This window comes from Arthrobacter livingstonensis (genome assembly GCF_003219815.1).
Classification (GTDB): Bacteria; Actinomycetota; Actinomycetes; order Actinomycetales; family Micrococcaceae; genus Specibacter; species Specibacter livingstonensis.
Window position 1 is genome coordinate 1 of the sequence record NZ_QJVD01000003.1, and the last position, 20716, is coordinate 20716.

At 61.5% G+C, this 20716-nt stretch carries 12 protein-coding genes; 4 read left to right on the forward strand and 8 right to left on the reverse strand.

Features of this window, described 5'->3' with window-relative positions; genetic code table 11:
• Positions 1-342 precede the first annotated feature (342 nt).
• Positions 343-1146 carry an IclR family transcriptional regulator gene (locus CVV68_RS03570; RefSeq protein ID WP_110499848.1) on the forward strand — a complete coding sequence of 268 codons (804 nt, stop codon included), beginning with the start codon at positions 343-345 and terminating at the stop codon, positions 1144-1146.
• A 398-nt stretch (positions 1147-1544) separates the two neighbouring features.
• Here CVV68_RS03570 and CVV68_RS03575 read toward each other — a convergent pair whose 3' ends face one another.
• Together CVV68_RS03575 and CVV68_RS03580 are read right to left on the reverse strand one after the other, a co-directional pair.
• Complete coding sequence (locus CVV68_RS03575; RefSeq protein WP_110499652.1) at positions 1545-2357, reverse strand: IclR family transcriptional regulator; 813 nt, start codon at positions 2355-2357, stop codon at positions 1545-1547.
• A gap of 20 nt (positions 2358-2377) precedes the next feature.
• Positions 2378-2644 (reverse strand): hypothetical protein, encoded by a 267-nt coding sequence (locus CVV68_RS03580; protein WP_110499653.1) that lies wholly within the window; start codon positions 2642-2644, stop codon positions 2378-2380.
• A gap of 555 nt (positions 2645-3199) precedes the next feature.
• On the opposite strand from CVV68_RS03580, the gene CVV68_RS03585 reads away from it, so the two are divergent.
• Positions 3200-7066, forward strand: a complete 3867-nt coding sequence (locus CVV68_RS03585) for a hydantoinase B/oxoprolinase family protein (RefSeq protein WP_110499654.1) — start codon at positions 3200-3202, stop codon at positions 7064-7066.
• A gap of 128 nt (positions 7067-7194) precedes the next feature.
• Complete coding sequence (locus tag CVV68_RS03590; protein WP_110499655.1) at positions 7195-8562, forward strand: MFS transporter; 1368 nt, start codon at positions 7195-7197, stop codon at positions 8560-8562.
• A 1639-nt stretch (positions 8563-10201) separates the two neighbouring features.
• On the opposite strand, the gene CVV68_RS03595 is transcribed toward CVV68_RS03590, so the two are convergent.
• From CVV68_RS03595 to CVV68_RS03620, 6 genes are all read right to left on the reverse strand, one after another.
• Positions 10202-13069, reverse strand: a complete 2868-nt coding sequence (locus CVV68_RS03595) for an FAD-binding and (Fe-S)-binding domain-containing protein (RefSeq protein WP_110499656.1) — start codon at positions 13067-13069, stop codon at positions 10202-10204.
• A 42-nt stretch (positions 13070-13111) separates the two neighbouring features.
• Complete coding sequence (locus CVV68_RS03600) at positions 13112-14251, reverse strand: Glu/Leu/Phe/Val family dehydrogenase (protein WP_245933315.1); 1140 nt, start codon at positions 14249-14251, stop codon at positions 13112-13114.
• Between the two features lie 105 nt (positions 14252-14356).
• The gene (gene amaB / locus CVV68_RS03605) at positions 14357-15886 is read right to left on the reverse strand and encodes an L-piperidine-6-carboxylate dehydrogenase (RefSeq protein WP_110499657.1); all 1530 of its coding nucleotides are present in this window, start codon (positions 15884-15886) and stop codon (positions 14357-14359) included.
• A 50-nt stretch (positions 15887-15936) separates the two neighbouring features.
• Positions 15937-17337: a 2-oxoadipate dioxygenase/decarboxylase gene (gene hglS / locus CVV68_RS03610; RefSeq protein WP_110499658.1), complete on the reverse strand. Its 1401-nt coding sequence runs from the start codon at positions 17335-17337 to the stop codon at positions 15937-15939.
• A 62-nt stretch (positions 17338-17399) separates the two neighbouring features.
• Positions 17400-18590 carry an NAD(P)/FAD-dependent oxidoreductase gene (locus tag CVV68_RS03615; RefSeq protein ID WP_110499659.1) on the reverse strand — a complete coding sequence of 397 codons (1191 nt, stop codon included), beginning with the start codon at positions 18588-18590 and terminating at the stop codon, positions 17400-17402.
• A gap of 351 nt (positions 18591-18941) precedes the next feature.
• Positions 18942-19607, reverse strand: coding sequence for a GntR family transcriptional regulator (locus CVV68_RS03620; RefSeq protein WP_110499660.1), 666 nt, complete (start codon positions 19605-19607; stop codon positions 18942-18944).
• A gap of 250 nt (positions 19608-19857) precedes the next feature.
• Here CVV68_RS03620 and CVV68_RS03625 point away from each other — a divergent pair, with 250 nt between their 5' ends.
• The gene (locus CVV68_RS03625; protein ID WP_110499661.1) at positions 19858-20703 is read left to right on the forward strand and encodes a substrate-binding periplasmic protein; all 846 of its coding nucleotides are present in this window, start codon (positions 19858-19860) and stop codon (positions 20701-20703) included.
• The last annotated feature ends 13 nt before the right edge of the window (positions 20704-20716 follow it).

Sequence of the window (20716 nt, forward strand, 5' to 3'; positions counted from 1 at the left end):
AAAATGAGCGAGTCACACCTGGCCGGAGTAGCACCAGTCTGCCAGCCAGCCCCGGGCCAGCCAATATCCATTAGAGAAAATGACATCTACTCTGAATCGCAGCGCTATTTGGCGTCATTCTGAGATATTCGGCCTCAGGCAAGAGCGAACATGTCGTCTTCCAGAGTTGACTGCGCACGCCGCCGTGGCAGGGGGCCGAATGCGGATGGACTCCGCCAGGGAAGGTTGCGCCGAGGAGATGGCAGGGCAGTGCTGCCATTGCGCAGCATCTTCCGTGTCTTCGCCCGGACTGCGGCATATGATGACCAAAGAGTGGCGGGATTGGTTAGGCAGCGCGAAAGGATGCAGATGGCGGGCAGGCCGAGGCAGGACAATGGGCAGGTCCAGGGAGCTGCGGCCTCGCTGCTCAACGGTCTTGCGGTATTGGAAGCCTTTTCTGTTCAAAAGCCGGTTCTTGGTGTGACTGAGGTTGCTCAGCTGGTGGGCCTCCACAAGAGCACTGTGTCACGCATTCTTGGCGGTCTGGCGGAAGCTGGATATGTCCAGAGGGATGAGGAGACGGGCCGCTATCGGCTCGGACTGGGCCTCATTGCGCTGTCCGGCCCTTTACTGGCAGACCTGGATGTCCGCCGTGCTGCAGTTCCGTATTTGGAGCAGTTGACCGAAAGCACACAAGAGACCAGCGCAATCTCGGTCTGGAATGGTCATGAGGCCATAGTCGTGGAGCAGGTTGCCAGCCCGTATCAGGTCAAACACACGGCCACCATCGGAACCCGGTACAACAAATTCGAGAGTTCCTCGGTGCGGGTCTTCCTGGCGGAGCTCGCGCCGGCCCTGGCGACCGGACTGATCGAATCCGGGCGGATACTACGCACGGCCGGAGACGGGTTGCCGTTGGACCACACGGCCCACCTGCAGGAAATCGAACGTCTGGCATACGCCATCAATGACGGTTCGACTGCCGAGGAGGAGTTTGGGGTCTCCGCTCCGGTCCGGGATTACCGAGGCAAGGTGGTTGGGTGCATTACTGCATCCGCCCCGCGTTCCCGCGTGCTCAAGCAGGCCTCAAGGGAGACTCTGGTTCAAGCCGTACAACAAGCTGCGTCGGAAATATCCATTCGCTTGGGCTGGTCGGCCGCGACCTGAGTCATGGGAAGGAATCAACCCTGACAGTCCCCGGCTCGGCGGCCAATCCGACAGGGTAAAGCGTACGGAACTTCGCTGCCCGGCCGGTTTACCCAACGCTTTGCAGGCGAATAGTCGACCTTTTTGCCAGCCGAGCACTGCTGGAACTATCAGGTTCCAGGAACTGCGCAGTTCCGGAGAAGGGCGGCCTGCCGGAGCTAGCACCTCCGCGTCTTCGGTCCCGGTGAGGCATTGGCCATGACGATCGGGCTGGTGTCGGTCCTGCGCTGGCGGACCGCCGAGGAAAGCGGCTCACAGACCAGCCGGATGCTGCCCGGGCTTCTGTCGCGGCCTTCGCCTCGCCTTGGCTGCTGGAGGTAATGGTGGGTGTTGCTTCCCTGGGGGAGCCATAGTGGCAGTCAGTGCACTGGCGTTGCTTCCCCCGGCCGGCTGCCCAGCCGTACCGAGACGCGTTCGGCGGCCTGTAGCACGGCGTCGCGCAGGATGGACTGACTCTGTTGGTGCTGCACTCGGGAGCGGGGCGCGCTGGCTGTGATGCAGCCGACGACTGCGCCCCGATAGTCCCGAACGGGTGCGGAGACACCGTATTCCTCGTAAGTGGTCTCGCCATCATTGACGGCGAAGCCGTGGTCCCGTACGCCGGCCAGCTGTCGGTGGGCAGGGTCCTCGAGTCCTCGGTAGCCTTCTTGCAGCACAATCCGGCCGGCCAGAAGGCGGTCGGTCTCCTCGGGTGGCAGTTCGGCTAGGAACACGCGGACTGAGGAGCTTGCGAACTTGTTGTACCGGGTGCCGATCGCGGCGCTGTGCTTGACCTGGTGTGGGCTGGCTACCTGTTCCACGACGATCGCGTTGGTGCCGTTCCAGACGGCGATAGCGGCCGTCTCAGCGGTGGCTTCGGTGAGTTCTTCGAGGTGGGGTAGGGCGGCACGGCGGACGCCGAGTTCGGCGAGCAATGGTCCGGCCAGGCCGATCATCCCGAGTCCGAGTCGGTATCGTCCGGTGTCGTCGTCGCGCTGGACGTATCCGGCTTCGTCCAGACCGGTGAGCATCCGGGAGACGGTGCTCTTGTGCAGGCCGACGAGCTCGGAGATCTCCGTGACGCCCAGAAGGGATCGCTTGGCGACGGAGAAGGCTTCGAGGACCGTTAGACCGTTGAGCAGCGATGCTGCCGCCCCTTGCGGTTTGTCGGTGGTGGTTTGTGGGTCCAGCATCAGTTCTCCCTCTCCAGGCGCTAGCGCAGTCGCCCGTAACAATCATCGTACGGTGTGCCCATTCGACCTCTGGCCGGAGGCTGGACCGCCACCCGCTGCGGGCACGCCACGGAGCGGCCCAAGAGATCCAGAACCGCGCCGTGGTGTGAGGATCCGATCACGCCACGGGGACAGCCGACGCGACGCTTGAATCCGCGCTTGTGGTACTCCTTCGTGTCGGCCGCGAAGACCTTCTCCAGCAGGCTCTCGAGTTCGGCCTCAAGCTGTTCGTGGTTCTTCTCCGACATGATCGTGTCTCCTTTCTACCAATAGGGGCAACGTCTATGGGATGGATCAAGCAACGGGGACCGGGGATTCCCCGTCCACTAGATTGTTGCAATGCCATCACAGTCATTGGTGTTTGCGCAATGTGCAACCCCCTCTTGGCGATTTAGCAGAATTTCCTCCCCGCCCATGCGTGGGCCGCGGGTGCCCTGGAGGAGGTCTTTCGAAGGCCAGGAACTCCCCAACAGCGCCTGCAGGGGGTTGAGCGGCGAGGGTCCTTGTCTTAACCAATGAAATGTCCGACAACAGATCGGGGCTGCGCCCTTGCGTACCCGCCGCATTCGGTCTGGATGCAGAAGGGGCACTTCAAAAAAAGACCCGTCAGGTATTGCATGTTGCTCCCATGGGAACTAGATTGCTTAGTAAGCAACCGTGTGAGCCAAGACACATCGGATTGCGGGACCGGACCCCCGGCCCAGCGGACTCGAGTTCCAATCCCCGGTCAGAGCTGACCGGCCGAGCGGCCCCGTCCTTCCCTTCAACACAGTCCTGAACCCAACTTCCGAAAGGACCCCATTATGAAGCGCATCGGAGTAGACGTCGGCGGCACCTTCACCGACTTGTATTTTTCGGACGACGACCATCGCATCGCCGTTGTGGAAAAGGTTCCCTCCACCCCGCACGACCCGTCCGAAGGGGTTATCCACGGCATCAAGAAGCTCTGTGAGAAGGCCGGGGTCTCGCTCGCTGAGGTCGACCAGCTGGTGCACGGGACCACGGTCGCCACGAATACCGCGCTGACGCACACCGGTGCGGAGGTCGGGATGATCACCACCGAGGGTTTCCGCGACATCCTGCACATCGCCCGTCACAAGAAGCCGCACAACTTCTCCCTCCAGCAGGACCTGCCCTGGCAGACCAAGCCCCTGATCAAGCGCCGCCACCGGCTCACCGTCAAGGAGCGCATCACGGCACCGAACGGCGACGTCCTGGTTCCCCTGGACGAGGACGAGGTCCGTGAGCGCGTTCGCGAGCTGAAGGCGGCCGGCGTCGAGGCCATCGCCGTATGTCTGCTGCATTCCTACCTGAACCCCGCCCACGAGCAGCGGATCGGGGAGATCGTCAACGAGGAATTCCCCGAGGCTTACCTGTCCCTCTCCAGCGATATTGTGCCCCTGTACCGGGAGTATGAGCGGTTCTCCACCACCGCGCTGAATGCCTATGTTGGGCCCCGGGTCTCGCGTTACCTCCACCGCTTGCAGGAGCAGGCCGAAGGCCTGGGTTACAAGCGGGAGATCCTGCTGATGCAGTCCTCCGGCGGCATGGTCCCGATCAAGGAGGCCGCCAAACGGCCCGTCACACTGATGATGTCCGGACCGGTCGGTGGCCTGATCGGCGGCATGTGGGCCGGTCGTCAGTCCGGCTTCGAGAACGTTGTCACCTTGGACATCGGCGGTACGTCTGCGGACATCGGTGTGGCTTACCAGGGTGAACTGCGCATGCGTCACCTGCTGGACACCAAAATCGGCGACCACCAGGCCATGGTCCCCATGGTGGACATCGACACCATCGGTGCCGGTGGCGGCTCCATCGCCTACGTCGACGCCGGCGGGGTCTTCCGCGTCGGTCCCCAGTCGGCCGGCGCCGTCCCGGGCCCGGTCTGCTACGGCCGCGGCGGTACGGAGCCGACGTCGACCGACGCCCAGATGCTGCTGGGCCGCATGCGCCCTGACCGCGTCCTGGCAGGCTCAGGTATGGATCTGGATCTCGAGGGTGCCCGAAAGGCGATGGGAGGTCTCGCAGAAAAGCTGAACATGTCGGTGGACCAGGCCGCACTCGGCGCCCTGCAGATCCAGAAGTTCGGCATGACCCAGGCGATCGAGCAGAACTCCGTACGTCGCGGCTACGACCCGCGCGACTTCACCCTCGTCGCCGCCGGCGGCGCCGGCGCACTGTTCGCCTGCGAGATCGCCGCGGAACTGGAGGTTCCGAAGGTCCTGATCCCGGCCCACCCCGGCATCATGGCCGCGACCGGTCTGCTGGCCACTGACGAGAAGTACGAGTTCGTCGCCACCAACCGGTTCACGTTCGCCAGCGCGGACCCTGCCGCCATCCAAGCCTCCTACGAGCAGCTGGAGCGCGACGCCAACGCCCAGCTCGATGCCGAGGACGTGCCAGCCGAACGCCGCAAGCTTGAATGGCTCGCCGACGCCCGCTACGAGGGCCAAGGATACGAGATCCGCTTCACTGCCCCCGAGGGGCCAGTAAACCAGGCCTGGCTGGAAAAGGCCGAGGCAGCCTTCCACGACGCCCACTTCGAGGAGTACGGGCACCGCTTCAAGAACGGCACCGTGGAAGTCATCAACATCCGTGTGGACGCCAGCGCTGTCATGGATGACCTGCCCACGCCGGAAGCGACGAAATCCGGTCCCCTCCAGGACGCCTTGGTGGAAACCCGACCGGTGACCTTCGAACAGGATGGCAAGCCGGTCACCCTTGAAACCAGCTTCTATGACCGCGACAGGATGGGCGTGGGAATCACCTTCACCGGCCCGGCCATCATCGAGCAGTACGACTCCACGACAGTTATTCCTCCGGGATTCTCCGGAGCGGTGGATTCGGCCGGCAACCTCGTCATCGACTGCCCGGCCGTCACCCAGAGCGCTGAGAAACTGGCCACCCCGATCCTGATGCGCGTGATCGGCGGCGCCCTGAACTCCGCGGCCAAGGAAATGGCCTCGGTGCTGTTCCGCATGGCCTACTCCTCGATCATCCGCGAGTCCGAGGACCTCGGCGCAGGATTGTTCGACAAGGACGGCAACGTGCTGGCCGAGTCCGACTCCACGCCAATGTTCATGGGCTCCATGCCCAAGATCGTCAAGGGCGTGATCTCGGTCCTCGGCGACGACATCCACGAGGGTGACATCATCCTGCACAACGATCCGTATCTGGGCGCAACGCACTCTCCCGACGTGGCGATCATCGAACCGATCTTCCACGACGGGGAACTCGTCGGCTTCGCCGGCGCCTCGGGCCAGCTGATCGACAACGGTGGCGCATACTCCGGACTGATGGTGGACATCCAGGACATCCAGTCCGAAGGCACCATCTTCCGGGCCGTGAAGATCTCCGAGAAGGGCGTCCGCCAGGAATCACTGATCCGCCACATCCTCAACAACACCCGGACACCCACCTCCAACGAGGGCGACTTCCAGGCTATGATCGCCGCCTGCGAGCTGGCCAAGTCCCGCTACATCGCACTCATCGAGCGCTACGGCTTCGGCGCGGTCCGCGACGCCGGCCAAAGCTGGATCGACTACTCCGAGCGGATGCTGCGCCAGGAGATCGCCAAGATCCCGGACGGCGAGTACGGGCCCGAACTGGGCTACCTGGACGACGACGGCCGCAACTACGGCAAGAAGCTGCCCATCGCGGTGAAGGTGATCGTAAAGGGCGACGAGATCACCTACGACCTCACCGGGTCCTCCGAACAGGTGCCCACCGCCTACAATTGTGCCTTTGAGGGCACGACGGTCTCGGCATTCACCTTTATCACCCGCATGATATTCCTGGACGAGGTCGCCTTCCCGGTGTTTGTGCCGCAGAACGAGGGCATGCTCAAGCCCTTGAAGGTGATCGCCCCGGAGGGCACCATTTTCAACCCTACGTACCCGGCAGCGACCTTCTCTCGGTTCTCCCAGGTACAGCGTGCCGTCGACCTGGCCCTGCGCGCCCTCGCCCCCGTTATCCCCGAGCGCGTCACCGCCGGCAACTCCGCCCACATCCACTTCATCTCTTACTCCGGATGGGACCAGAAGCAGGGCGAGTACTGGGTCTACCTCGAGGTCAACGAGGGCTCCTACGGCGCCCGCGCCACCAGCGACGGGCCGGACTCCGTGGACAACCTCATCGCCAACACCCGCAACAACCCGATCGAGGAGCTCGAGTGGCGGTTCCCGATGCGCACCGACCGTTATGAACTGCGTTCCGAGCCGGCGGCGGCCGGCGAGTTCCGCGGCGGCATCGGCATCGTCCGGGAGAACACGTTCCTGACCGACACCGCGATCACCTGCGAGGGTGAACGCCACGAGTCGGATGTACCGTGGGGCGCCTTCGGCGGCCATGAGGGCCTCAACGGCTCGCTCGTGAAGAACGTCGGCCGGGCGGGCGAGGAGCACTGGCCGTCCAAGGTCACTGGTCGTCAGCTGCTGGCCGGCGACTCCCTCCAGATCACCGTGCCCAGCGGTGGCGGCTTCGGTGACCCGCACAAGCGGGACCCGCTGAAGGTCCTCGAGGACGTGCTGGACGGCTTCACGACCGCCGAGGCGGCCACCCGAGACTACGGCGTGGTCCTCAGGGAGGTCAACGGCCAGCTCACGGTCGACCTGAAGGCCACCGCCGAACGCCGCGAGGTTTTGGTCTCCGAACTCAGCTCCGCAACCTGAGCCTGGAGCAGCAGTGAGGGGCGGGCTGGGGGCCAGCTAGCAATGCTGGCCTCCAGGCCGCCCCTTCGTTTTGTACTCATCGCATCCTCATCACATCGCCCAACCATCCCCGTGAATTAGGAACCGTTATGTCCACTGCCCCAACCTTTCAATTTGTCGAGTCTGATGTCATGCCCAAAGACGTCCGGCTGGCCACCTGGATTTGCTTCTTCGCCTGGACCTTCGCCGTCTATGACTTCGTCCTGTTCGGCAACCTCCTGCCGAAGCTGGCCGCAGACCTCGGCATGAGCACTGCCCAGTCCACAGGGATCAATACCTGGGTGACCGCCGGCACTGCACTCGTGGCCTTCGCGATCGGCCCGATCGTCGACCGGATCGGGCGCCGCAAGGGCATCCTGATCGCCGTCGCCGGTGCCGCCGTCGCCTCACTGCTGACCGCCACTGTCGGCTGGGTTGTGGGCATCGCTGCCGGCCTGGGACTTGTCTTTCTGGTCCTCGTGCGTTCACTGGCCGGCCTCGGCTACGCCGAGCAGGCCATCAACGCGGCCTACCTCAGCGAGATGTTCGCCCACAGTCACAGCGATCCCGCCAGGGCCCGCCGCCGCGGCCTGATCTACTCGCTCGTCCAATCCGGCTGGCCGGTCGGCTCCGTGCTGGCTGCCGGCTCCGTCTACCTGCTGTTCCCCATCGGCGGGTGGGCGCTCTGCTTCGCCGTGGCCGCCGTACCCGCCGTCTTCATCGTCATCGCCGGACGTTGGCTCAAGGAGAGCCCCCAGTTCGGCCACCGCCACCAAATTGACAAGATGATGAAGGACGGCCGGGTGGAAGAGGCGCGGCAACTCGGAAACAAATACGGGATCGACGTCTCGGAGAAGGCCAGCCCACTCATCTCGGTCTTCCGCGGGGAATCATTGAGGTCCACCCTGACGATCGGCGGGGCCTTCCTCCTGAACTGGCTAGGCGTCCTTGCATTCTCAATCCTCGGCACGTCGCTGCTTTCGGCACCGGACGGCAAGAACGTCCCATTCAACAACGCGCTGCTGATCCTTATTATCTCCAACGCAACGGCCTTCGCCGGCTACCTGTTCCACGGCTGGTTGGGCGACCGGATCGGGCGACGCAATGCGATCGGGATCGGCTGGATCCTGTGTGCCGTCTCCTTCTTCAGTATGCTCCAGGCACCGAACGGGAACTTCCCGCTCATCATCGGCTTATACAGCGCCGGGCTGTTCTTCCTCATCGGTCCCTTCTCCGCCCTGCTGTTCTTCACCGGCGAGAGCTTCCCCGTCCACACCCGCGCCACCGGCAGCTCCATCATCAACGCCTCAGGCCAAGTCGGGGCGATCATCGGCGGACTTTTGATCACCGCCACCCTCGCCGCCGGCGGCAGCTGGATCAACGTCGGCCTCTGGTGGGGTGTCATCCCCATACTGGCCTCCGGACTGCTCATCTTCGCCGCCCGGAACGTCGACCCCAGTAAGGTCCGCAAGGACTGACAGACCAGAAATCCCGCACCACAAACACCATCCGCCCGGCGAGAACTCCTGACCCCCAGAGAGTTCTCGCCGGGCAGATGACATATAACCCATCCAAGCACTGGACTCTGATTCGCGGATACCCCGCCCCCACGAGGTACCGGGCGCCTATTGGCCTTCACCCTCATCAGTTGGTCTGCGTCCATGCCGAGATGTGGACGTGGTTGGTGGCGAAACCGTCCTTATTCGGCGCAGAAGGGACACCCCCAGTGGAACGTCAGCGATACGCAACCCCAAGCCAACGATTGAGTTTCGACAGTCCATCGACCGACCGACCGACCGACCGACAAGACACGGCCCTTCCGGATCCAAAGAATCTTACGGGTAACTTCACAAAATGGCAGCCCGCCTGAAGGAACAAACTGGTGAGGCATCATCCAATCCGCAGCCATCCAATGGGTAGTTTCGTGGCCTAAGGGGCACTTTGGTGGCCGCCTATGGGTAGTTTTGCGTGGCCGCTTACAGGCCGGATCCACGAAAACGCACTCTGCCAGCTTGGCTCATCGCCTAAGCCGTACAGGCCCCCATCGCGGAGGCGTCCGGTCAGGGTTCCCCCTGCGGGCACGTATCGTCGGTGCACCCGACTGCTGAAATTTGTTCTGTCGGGTTCAAAGCGATTACTCCTTGGCCCTCGGCCAGTCACCGTCAACGGTCTCATAACGTCCGTGTCGCAAAACTTATGGGTTCTGCGGCACCGGGGGACAACTCTGGCTGACGAACCGTCGCGGATGCGACAAGCCAGCGACGATCGCTTCACATCAGTTTGACGTCATCGTGCCTAGGCAGCTCGACAGTGTCGTGCTTGACGGCCCTTAACGTTTGCCGCTGTGAATGACAAAGCTTACTGACAACCGACGATGGCCGGCTTCCATCGGCAGGCTGAGAGGGCTGATGTTCCTCAGGGGAGGGCGGATGACTGGGAAGCCTGGTGGGATGCAACCTGTGATCTCTCAGGAGATCGGTGACAGATTTGCCTCAGGACTTCGGTGACACTTTGCCTGCGTGACCTTATTTGTGGAAGCGCGTAGGGCCTGGCTCATCCCGACGTATTTGGGCCTGCCGGTGGCCAGGAGTACTAGGCAATGACCTTGCCTGCGGTGCCGGCGAACACGACGCCGTTACGGCCCCAGACGGCAACGACGGTTCCTCCGGCCATCCGATTGGTTACAGAGCCACAATGTCTTCCCGAACTTGAAGACGCCGTTGGAATAGACCCATAGCTTTTGGCGACCGGTGTCTGCGGGGTCGCGAGACGGATACGGGCCTTGACAGGCTCATTCTTATTCACGCGCTATTCTTGGCCAGCCCGAAAGGATGGTCAAAATACCGGAAAACCCTGGGAAGTGTCACCACCAAAACCCGCCGAAGTGTCACCGAGGTGTTGAGGTAGAACTGTCACCGATGTCCTGCGACATAACAAGGTGGGATGCAACCGACTCATTAGAAACTCATTAGATTAGGCGACAAGTGCCGACTCTTCAGTACCATGTATTGTCATGCACCTGCCGCGGAAGCGATGGTCAGGAACGGCTTTTGACAGGTCGAAATTGGCCACTGAGTCGACAGTGGGGGTCGTCGCTTCGAATCCTATGGGGACTTCTTATTCTTTGCCAGCTTTTTCGAGGGCTTCGGCGATGACCTGCACGATGTGGCGGGAGCTACGACCGGCAAGGTCGGCCACCTGCGTCCGGCAAGAGAATCCATCGGCCAAGACGGATCGATCGGGATCGTTCGACATTTTGGTAAGGATTCCTTGTTCGGCTATCGCAACGGATACCTCGTAGTGACCCTTTTCCATGCCGAAGTTTCCCGCGAGCCCGCAACAGCCGTTGGAGACATCTACATCGCAGCCCATGGATTCCAAGAGGACCCGATCCTTGTCGTACCCCATGACGGCGTGTTGGTGGCAGTGCGGCTGTGCAACTATTCGTTCATCACTTGCCGGCGGTTGCCAGTTGATGGAGGTCAGGAACTCCGACACTGTCTTCGTTGCCTTGGAAACTTGCCGGGAGCGTTCATCGTCCGGCAACAGTTCCAACAAGTCCGAGCGCAATACGGCCGTGCAGGACGGTTCAAGGCCGATGATTGTTCTGCCGTTCGTGACGTGGGGGTACAGGACGTCAAGGGTTTTTCGCAGGGACGCTTTGGCGGCTGTTAATTGCCCGGTAGAGATGAGTGTCAATCCACAACAGGCGCCGGGACCGGCGATCTCGATGTCGCATCCCGCGGCCTGGAGGACCTTGAGAGCGGCCTTCGGAACGTCGGGACTAAGGGCGTCAGAGAAAGAATCCACCCATAGCAGGACGCGGGGTGGTTCTGCTGGTGCGTCGCCAGATGTGGGGTTAGTCATTGCGGAAGCCGAGCCGTGAGAGTGGACCTTCGACGGGCCGGAGGCTTCCTTTAGCGTATGAAAAGGTGCCTTGGGGAAAGTGGGCAGGCTTCGGCGGGGATCCGCTCCCGCCAGGCGGAGCATCGTCCGGCGAAGGATCTTAATCGAGGCAACCTTGTTGAGCAATGGTCCGAATGGTCCGATCAGGCCCAGCCATGTGGGTAACCGGCCGAGGGTGTAATGGCTGATGGGACGCAGGCGTCCCTTGTAGGTTTGGTGCAGTGATTCGGATTTGTACATGGCCATGTCGATGCCGGTGGGGCAGTCATTGGCGCAGGCCTTGCAGCTGAGGCACAGGTCAAGGGCATCGTGGACCTCGGGGGAATTCCATGACATGTCCACGCTGCCGCCGTTGAGCATCTCCTGGAGCACGCGTGCACGACCCCTGGTCGAGTCCTTTTCATCCCTGGTCGCCAGGTACGACGGACACATGAATCCACCTTCCCGGCGCAGGTCGGCCCGACACTTCCCGACGCCAACGCAACGGTGCAGCGCATTGGTGATGTTGCCGCTGTCGTGGGCAAAGGCAAAGCCATCGGAAGCCAGCAGGTTATTGGCCTGCGGACGGCGCAGGTTTGCGTCGAAGGGTTCCGGGTTGATGACGACACCTGGATTAAAGATGTCCTGCAGGTCAAAGAGTGCCTTGAAACCTGCCATGGCCGCCAATGCCTTGGCCGAGTACATGGTCTTTAGCAGTTCACCCCGGGCTCGGCCGTCGCCATGTTCCCCCGACAGCGATCCACCGTATTTGGCAACGAGGTCCGCGGCCGCGGTCAGGAAGCGACGCATCACGACGGCGTCCCCGTCCAGCGGGAAATCAATCCGCACGTGAACGCAGCCGTCGCCAAAGTGGCCGTAGGCCAATCCTGAAACGTCCTCGCGGGCCATGAGAAGTTCAAGGTCGCGCAGATAGGCTCCCAAATGCTCCGGCGGGACGGCTGAATCTTCCCAACCGGGCCACGCCTGTTTCCCTGCCGCGGTCCGTCCGGCCAACCCTGCACCGTCGGCGCGAATTTGCCACAATCGTTTTGCCTCGGGTCCGGCCGGCAGGATCAGCGAGTCAAGTGCTCCCGCGTCCAGGACCATCTTTTCTGCCGCAGCCATCGCTTCTTCGGAGGTTGCTCCGCCCACTTCGACCATCAGCCAGCCGTTGCCGGCAGGCATGTGCGGGACGGAGTGCTCACCCTTGGCTGTGCGGATGACGTTCACCAGTTGGGCGTCGAGGCCTTCAAGTGCAAGTGGGTGGTGCGGGAGCAACTGGGGAACTGCGTCCGCTGCTGTGGGCATGTCCGGGTAGCCGAGCACGGCGAGGGCGGGGGCGGGTGCCTGTCTCACCAGCCGAACCTCGGCCTCGAGGATGATGCCGCATGTTCCTTCCGTGCCGGTCAGGGCGGCGGCCACATTCCGTCCATTTTCAGGGAGGAGGTGTTCAAGGCTGTACCCTGAGATTTGCCGGCCGAACCTTCCGAATTCCAGCCGGAGGACTTCCAGATTCGAGAGGATAAATTCATCAAGTCCGGGGATCTGCGCCGTGGCGTCCTTCCCGGACCCCAACCCGACAACCTGGCCGGAGCCCGTCAGCCAGCGCAGGTTGCGCACATTGTCAGCTGTCCTCCCATATGAGAGTCCATGGGCGCCACATGCGTTGTTGCCGATCATGCCGCCGATGGTGCACCGGGTGGACGTTGAAGGATCGGGTCCGAATCGCAGCCCGTGGACTGCTGCGGCCTTCTGCAAGTCACTGAGAATAACGCCAGGCTGGATGACTGCAGTCTTGCTGTCCGGATCAATGCTGATGATCCGGTTCATGAACCTGCTGAAGTCCAACACCAGCCCGGGGCCCACCGCGTTGCCGGCGCAGGACGTGCCGCCGCCGCGGCCGGTGACGGCCAGCCCGTGTTTACGGGCAATCCTGACGGCCGTGACGACGTCGTCCTCGTCTTTGGGCATGACCACCACCTGGGGCAGCACACGGTAGTTCGAGGCATCCGTTGAATACTCTGCGCGCCGTCGCGTGCTGCTGTCCACAATGCCTGCAACGGCTGCGGACAATTCGTGGACAACCTGATCGATATTCATGCGCGGTGCTTTCCTTTTCCCTGCAGTGGTATGTGGCGGTTACTAGTACTGCAGGGGCTTGCCGCGGAGCTCCATGGCCCGGCGCACGCGGCTCTGTGCCAACGACCGGGCTGCCTCATGTGTGGTCGAGTTCAGTCTGTCAGCCTCGGCCAGAACGGTGACCGTGTTGGCTCGGAGCTTCGTGGAAACGGTTGTAAAGATTTGCTCCGTTTCGGGACGGAAAGGGGAATACCTGGCCTCCATCGCAAATGCTGCACTGACGACGCCGCCGGCGTTGGCAACGAAGTCCGGTACCACTGTGACTGATGCGGCGCGCAGAGCCTGCTGTGCGGCACCATTGGTGGGAAGGTTGGCACCTTCCACGACAAGCTTGGCGGAGATCGCGCCAACGTTTGTCTCGTTGATGACGTCTTGCAGCGCGGCAGGAATCGCGATTTCGGCATCCACGAACAACTCCGAGCCGATTGGGATGGCCAGTTCCGGGAACTCCTTCACGAACCCGTCGCCTAGCCGGGAACGCATGGCCAAAAGCTTCGGAATGTCCAGGCCTGCCGGGTCGTGCAGGGCACCCTCCGCCGTGGAAATGGACACAACACTGTAGTCGAGCGCGTGAAGCCGGGCGGCGGTGGCATGGCCTACTGCACCGAAGCCTTGAATGGCGACGCGCTGGCCTTGGAGCCCGATGGTTGCTGCTGCCACATCGGCTGCTTCGGCGACCCCGTAGCCGGTGATGCCGAGCTGGTCGTAGGGCACGCCTCCTAAGTCATAGGGTGTGCCCACCGCGGCGCCGCGGTCACCGAGTTCGTCAATGATGATGGCTGCATCGTTTTCAGTCAGCCCCATGTCAAGACCAAAGACATATTCGGAAGGGACCTCGTTGCTCAGGGCGCGCACAAAGGAACGGAGGATTGCTTCTTTGTGTGGTGAATGGGGATCGGCACGGATGCCGGCTTTGGCGCCTCCGAAGAAAAGGTCGACGCCGGCCCACTTCCACGTCATGACCCGAGCCAGCCGGGAAATTTCCTCGACAGTGACGCCCGGCTGCATGCGGGTGCCGCCCTTGCCCATGCCGCGGGCGGTGTTGTCGATGACAAGAACGCCCTTCATCCCCGTTTTGGAATCGCTGACCGAGACGATTTTTTCCGGGCCCCATTCATCCATCATGTCGAACAGACTGGCCATCGTTGGGTACTCCTTATGTGTTACTGCAAAGTTTTTGGGTAGGTGTAACGAGGGTGGTTGGAGTCGGTGCCGGCAGGATATGCCGGCACCGACTCCGTGCATGGCCTAGAGGAATTTCACGCCCTGGGCCAATGGCAGCTGACCGGAGAAGTTGACGGTGTTGGTTGCCTGGCGCATGTAGGTCTTCCAGGAGTCGGCTCCGGACTCGCGGCCACCGCCGGTTTCCTTTTCACCGCCAAAGGCTCCGCCGATTTCGGCCCCGGACGTGCCGATGTTGACGTTGGCAATGCCACAGTCCGAGCCACTTGCGGACATGAAGCGTTCGGCCTCGGCATGGTCGTTGGTGAACACGGCCGATGACAGGCCCTGGGGAACGTCATTTTGCAGGGCAACGGCGTCATCGAAATCGGTGTATGTCATGACGTAGAGCAGCGGTGCGAACGTTTCGTCCTTGACGACGTCGCTCTGTGAGGGCATGCGCACGATTGCCGGCTCGACGTAGTAGGCGCCGGGCTCGCCGTCGGCGTTTACACGGCCACCACCGCACAAGACGGTGCCGCCTTGGTCCTGGGCAGATTTGATGGCGTTCTGCATTCCCTCGAAGCTGGCCTTGTTGATCAGCGGTCCGATCAGGTTCTCGTCATCCAGCGGCGTGCCGATGCGAAGCGTCGCGTAGGCGCTGACCAGTTTGGCCGTCAGGTCCTCGGCAATCGACTCGTGGACAATCAGTCGGCGCATGGAGGTGCAGCGCTGACCGGCGGTTCCGACAGCGGAAAAAACGATCCCGCGCAGGGCCAAATCCAGATCGGCCGACGGAGTCACGATGGCCGCGTTGTTGCCGCCCAGTTCCAGGAGCGCACGGCCGAAACGTTGTGCCACGCGGGGGGCGATTTCCTGGCCCATCCGAACGGACCCGGTTGCCGAGAGCAGTGCAACACGGGGGTCATCGACGATCAGTTGCCCGCCGGTATGGTCGGCCAGGACGAGCTTGTGCAGGTTCTCTGGCGCGCCAACGTCTTTCGCAGCACGGCCCAGCAGGGCATCAGCAGCAAGTGCGCTGAGCATCGTCATCCCGGACGGCTTCCACACGATGGTGTCGCCGCAGACAAGGGCCAACGCCGTATTCCAGGAGTAGACGGCCACCGGGAAATTAAAGGCCGAGATAACGCCGACAACGCCCAGCGGGTGCCAGGTCTCCATCAGGCGGTGGCCGGGACGCTCCGACGGCATGGTCTTGCCATAGAGCTGGCGGGACAGGCCGACGGCAAAGTCGCAGATGTCGATCATTTCCTGTACTTCGCCAAGGGCCTCGGACTGGATTTTGCCAGCCTCGGCTGTCACAATCCTCGCCAGGTCTTCCTTGTGCTCGGTCAGCAGCTCACCCCAGCGTTTGACCAAATTGCCGCGGACCGGTGCCGGCACATCGCGCCAGGTCTTGAACGCCTCGTGTGCCTGACCGATCATGGTGTGGATGTCCTCGGCCGAGTTGACCGGCAGGGTCATCAATACTTCACCGGTGAGAGGCGACGATGCTTCGTGGGCGCCGCCAAGGGCATCAATATTGACGCCGCAGGCTTCGAGCGAGGATCGAACCATCGTTGCAATTTCGGACGTCTGGGTCAGAGTTTCAGTCATCGTGATCTCCTGTGGTTGGTTGGTCTTGATGGTTTGTGGATGAGGGGTGGCTAATTGGTGATGGAGACATTTAGGCGTTGCGCGAGGGATGCAATCGAGTCCTCTTGTTGGCGCTGGTAAAGGTCATTGGGGTCGTGGACCTTCGTTCCGACAATGGTCGACATTCGGTGGATGTCGTAGTTGGTGCCGGCCTGCGCCTCGTCCTTTGAGCCTTCCTCGGTCAGATTCGACTGGAAGATTCCGGCGGCAGAGCGGGGGAGGAAGTCCTCGTAAACAATCGGTTCCGGCACAGCAATGCCGGCTTCGACAAGGTCGGCCAAAGTGACCGGGCCGGCCAAAGGCGTTTGACCAAGCTGCCCTTCGTCGAGCCCGTAGGTGAAGTACGCCAGGCCCTGCAGGGCCAGTTCCTTCTCCGTGCGGGGAAGATTTTCGGCCCACACCCCCGCCGCTGCCTCAACGCGCGTCGTTCCGAGCGGAGCTTCTGCGAGCCTGGCGTCAGATTCGGCAACCATGCGGTCGTAGAGGTCGCGCCCGCTCACGGTCAGGGCGATCCCCCGCGCCTCGACTTCGCCAAAGCGAACCCGTAGTTCACCTTCATTGGTGGACCCATCTGCGTAGCGGAACACCCGGTTTTCTCCCAGGGCTCTAAAGGACGTCTGGCGAAGCAGGACATCAGGTCCGTCCCAGCGCGGGGGACCCTGGATCTCGTCGATCATGGTAATTCCGCGGGCCTGCATGCGTTCGTAGAGATCATCGATGTCCAGGACACGTGGTGTGAGGTGGTTGATGTGAGTTGTCGAAACACCGCCGATGTCGGAGGCGACGGCTGAGATGGCCTCCAGCTTGTTGTACCACTCGTAGTCCACGGGGTCTCCCGAGAGTTCAAAGGCCGCCGTGGCAAGATCGAGGAGACGCTCGGCGTCGTCCTGGTCAAGCCCGGCATCGGCCGCGGCCTTGTCGGCCAGGTTCAGCAGGTCCTCACCAAACAGTTGGCGGGCTCCGATGAATTTGGCCAGCTCGGCACGTAGATCGCAGTCAAAGAACCTCGGATCTTCCGCTGCGAGCATGGACGTGAAGACGCGGAAGGGATTCCTTGCCAGCTCATTGCTGTCGATGGGACGGAACGCGGTCGAAACCACTGGCACCGAACTGGAGGATGCGTCTCGAAGGTCATAAAAGCCCACCGGGTACATGCCAAAAGCGGCAAAGATGCGGGCAACCTGGGCCATTTCTTTCGGCGATCCAACACGAATGGCACCGTGACGCTCAGCAGTGACGCGTGAAATGCTGCCCAGCCGTTCAGCCTCGGCACCCTGTTTGGCGACGTAGGCTTCATTCACTTCCGTGGAAACATCGACGAGCGTGTTGTAGGCGGGTACTTCCTGTCCGTACATGACGGAGAGCCGCCTTGCGAATTCGGCTCGAAGTTCCCACGTTTCAAGGGCGGTCATTGCATGGTTCCTTTCGATAAATGCGTTGATGATGTGAGATTGCCGGGTGCTACGGGTCCGTATCAAATGATGTGGACTTCTTGAATGCGATGCTCGGCCGTTTCGAATCGGTCCGCGGAGAACGAGGTGTGGTCCATGAAGGATTCCCGGCCCAGATAGAGGTCTCGAATGAGTTCACCGACGGCGGGTCCCTGGAGGAAGCCGTGTCCGGAGAATCCGGTGGCGTAATAGAACCCCTCGACGGAACGGGACGTGCCGATGAGCGCGTTGTGGTCGGGGGTGTTCTCATAGAGGCCGGCCCAGCCGCCTTCCAGGTCCGGGTCGGCCAATGCGGGCGCACACACCCGGGCTGCCGCCGTGAACTCAGGCAGCCATTCGTGTGTGAAGTCCCGGTCGAACCCGGGCTCCTGGTTGGAGTTGGAGATGCCGAGGAGCATGCCGTTGCCGTAGTTGTGGAAGTACATCGTGGTGGACAGATCCAACGTGAACGGTACGGTGGGCATTGGTGTGCTCATTTGGCGGGTAAGGCCAATCTGGCGCCGCACCGGTACAACCGGAAGACTGACGTCAACCATTCCGCCAATTCGCTTGGACCAGGCGCCGGCGCAACAAATGACGGCGTCCGCCTTGATGGTGCCGCGATTGGTGGTTACGGAACTTATGCGTCCGCCGGTCGTGCCGACATCCATGACTTCCGTGTGTTCAAGAATGCGCACGCCTAGGGCAGCCGCCGCATCGGCGTAGGCCCGGACGACCTTGCCGGGCTCGGCAAATCCGTCCTGGGGCGAGTAGGAAGCGCCCATGAGGGCGTCCTGGTTCAAGAAGGGGTTGATCCCGACTGCCTCGGCGGGTGAAACCATGCGGCTGTCCCCGCCCAAACTGTTTTGGATGACGGTGCTTCGCTCGCAGTCAAGCATTTCTGACTCACTGCGGCACAGGAAGAGGTATCCGACCTTGCGTAATCCAATGTCGGTGGAGAAACGCTGCTGGAAAGTGTCAAATGCGCCCAGGCTGCGCTGGCCCAGGACAATGTTTGCGGGGTCCGAAAATGTCGCCCTCACACCGCCAAGCGGCTTGGCGGATGACCCTGTGCCGAGCTCGGACCGGTCAACAAGAACGATGTTGCGAACGCCGGCTTCGGCAAGATGAAACGCGATGCTGGTCCCCATAATGCCTCCGCCGATGATGACGACATCTGCGTTCGAAGGTTGTTTGGTTCCGGGGGGAAGCTGCAGCGAGACCACATTTGACATTGATCGTCCTGTCTCAGATGCGGAAGTTGCACCCACCACTTTGTGGGTATCAACTATCGGTAACGGGTTATATATAACTATAATGGGTCAGAGTGTGACCTTCGTCAAGTTTTTCCGTCATCAATTTCAGAGCAGCTGGTTTCGGGTTGTGGAGATGCGGGATATTGTCGCAGCTGGCGGCCTCCACTTGGTGTCTCGGCCTCCGTGGCGGTCGGACGGACGTATGTGGGGCATCGTCTTTGCGCGCTTATCCGACACTGCAGGGCATGCCAAAGTCAGCCTTCACCGTGGCGGATTGGCTGGGAAGTTCGACTCTCTAAGTGGGATGGGGGTCCGGCTAAAGCTTGCCGGTTAGGGCAGCGAGTAGCTGAGGTGCTCTGTCATGAGAGACTCGACGAGGTTTCGATTGCCGCTGAGAAGGGCGGCCAGGATGGGTCCGTGTTCGGCTGCACTGGCGACGAGCAGCCCGCGCTCGGCAAGATGGTAAGAGCCGCTCACGCGACTTTGGTCCCTGAGGTTTTCAATGATTTTAGTCATTCGAGTGTTGCCCAGGAGTTGAACCATGGACAAATGGAATTCCTGGTCCCTCTCCAGATAGTCGATCATATTGTCAGGTCTGGCGGCTGCGAGGGTGGTGTCCACCATGGTCGCCAGTCGTTGGCCATCCTCAGTGGAGACGCCTTGATCCGCGACCCGGCCGACAGCTGTAACTTCAATCAGCATGCGAAGATCGTAAACCTCCCGCTGATCGTCCGGACTCAATTCCACAACGCGGAAACCCCTGTTGCGCACGACTTCGAGCAACCCTTTCTCGCTTAGCGCCATCATGGCTTCCCTGACGGGGCTGTTGGATACGCCCAGCTGGCTTGCCAAGGCATTGGCCGAGTAGATCTTGCCGGGTTGCATGTCTCCTGACATGAGGGCGCGTCGAACAATGGAGACGGCTTCGTCCTTGAGGGTCGGCCGGCTCTCTGCCAAGCCGGATATTCCCACAACCGGGTTTCGCTGTTCTGTCATTTTGTTCCTCTGTCAGTGGTCGTTATGGCTAACCCTAAGTCAAACGTGGGTGACAATCGGGTGGATTTCGCCAGCCGCTGGCCGATGTCGATTTTGTCCTCGCGGGTTCGCTACTTGACATCCGCGGGGAATCAATAGAGATTGGTTATCGACAATCGATTGTGTGTCATACATCACCATAGTAATCGTTGGATGTGTCCCGAATCGTCCGGCATCGACAAAATATCAGCACTGATCAAAGGGGATCACCATGAATGCTCGAAAGCTCCTGGTAGGCGGCACATCCATTGCGCTGCTGGCACTCTCACTGTCCGCGTGCGGCGGTGCGGCAACAAGTAGCGTTGCGAAGGGGTGCCAGCCGGAATCAACATTCAAGACAATAAGTGCCGGGTTTCTGACCGTCGCTGCCCCGGAATTTCCCCCGTTTTCTTCCAACAAGGATGGCAAGCTTACCGGCGTTGACGCCGACGTCATCAAGGAATTCGCGACCAAGAACTGTCTCGACATCAAGGTCGAGTCGACGGCCTATGCGGGAACCATCCCGGCCGTCCAGAGCGGGCGTGCAGATGTGGCGATTGGCTGCTACTACCGAACCGCGATCAGGGCGGACATCGTCAACTTGTCCGACCCCATCTACACGGACCAGATGGGGATCATTTCCGAATCCGGCGTCAAAAACATTAAGGACCTCGAGAGCCTCAAGGTAGGCACCGTTGACGGATACCTCTGGGTGCAGGACATGAAGAAGGTGATGGGATCGAATTTGACCATCTACCCCAGCGCCGTCGAAATGCAGGCTGACCTCAAGGCCGGGCGCATACAAGCCGGTCTCGACGGCTTCGGATCCGCCGTCGAAATGTACAAGACTGACTCCAAATACAAGGTCGAAGGTGCCGCGCCCGACGCTCGGGTCATTGCTTCCAAAGAACCTGCCCAAATCGGATTCCCCATCGGTAAAAACAACACTGACATGACCAAGGCCGTCGACTTGTCCATCGCCGCCATGAAGTCCAGCGGCAAGATTGCGGAGATCGTGAAGACCTATGGTCTGCCGCAGTCCGCAGCCGATACGGGTGCACCCCGCCTGGTGAAATAGATCCGGCTCCGCG

Bases quoted from the DNA above. Each gene is read 5' to 3' on its own strand.
- CVV68_RS03620 (WP_110499660.1), bottom strand. From the start codon at position 19,607: ATGACAGAACAGCGAAACCCGGTTGTGGGAATATCCGGCTTGGCAGAG.
- CVV68_RS03570 (WP_110499848.1), top strand. From the start codon at position 343: ATGCAGATGGCGGGCAGGCCGAGGCAGGACAATGGGCAGGTCCAGGGA.
- CVV68_RS03590 (WP_110499655.1), top strand. From the start codon at position 7,195: ATGTCCACTGCCCCAACCTTTCAATTTGTCGAGTCTGATGTCATGCCC.
- CVV68_RS03625 (WP_110499661.1), top strand. From the start codon at position 19,858: ATGAATGCTCGAAAGCTCCTGGTAGGCGGCACATCCATTGCGCTGCTG.
- CVV68_RS03600 (WP_245933315.1), bottom strand. From the start codon at position 14,251: ATGGCCAGTCTGTTCGACATGATGGATGAATGGGGCCCGGAAAAAATC.
- CVV68_RS03595 (WP_110499656.1), bottom strand. From the start codon at position 13,069: ATGAATATCGATCAGGTTGTCCACGAATTGTCCGCAGCCGTTGCAGGC.
- amaB (WP_110499657.1), bottom strand. From the start codon at position 15,886: ATGACTGAAACTCTGACCCAGACGTCCGAAATTGCAACGATGGTTCGA.
- CVV68_RS03575 (WP_110499652.1), bottom strand. From the start codon at position 2,357: ATGCTGGACCCACAAACCACCACCGACAAACCGCAAGGGGCGGCAGCA.
- CVV68_RS03585 (WP_110499654.1), top strand. From the start codon at position 3,200: ATGAAGCGCATCGGAGTAGACGTCGGCGGCACCTTCACCGACTTGTAT.
- CVV68_RS03580 (WP_110499653.1), bottom strand. From the start codon at position 2,644: ATGTCGGAGAAGAACCACGAACAGCTTGAGGCCGAACTCGAGAGCCTG.
- CVV68_RS03615 (WP_110499659.1), bottom strand. From the start codon at position 18,590: ATGTCAAATGTGGTCTCGCTGCAGCTTCCCCCCGGAACCAAACAACCT.
- hglS (WP_110499658.1), bottom strand. From the start codon at position 17,337: ATGACCGCCCTTGAAACGTGGGAACTTCGAGCCGAATTCGCAAGGCGG.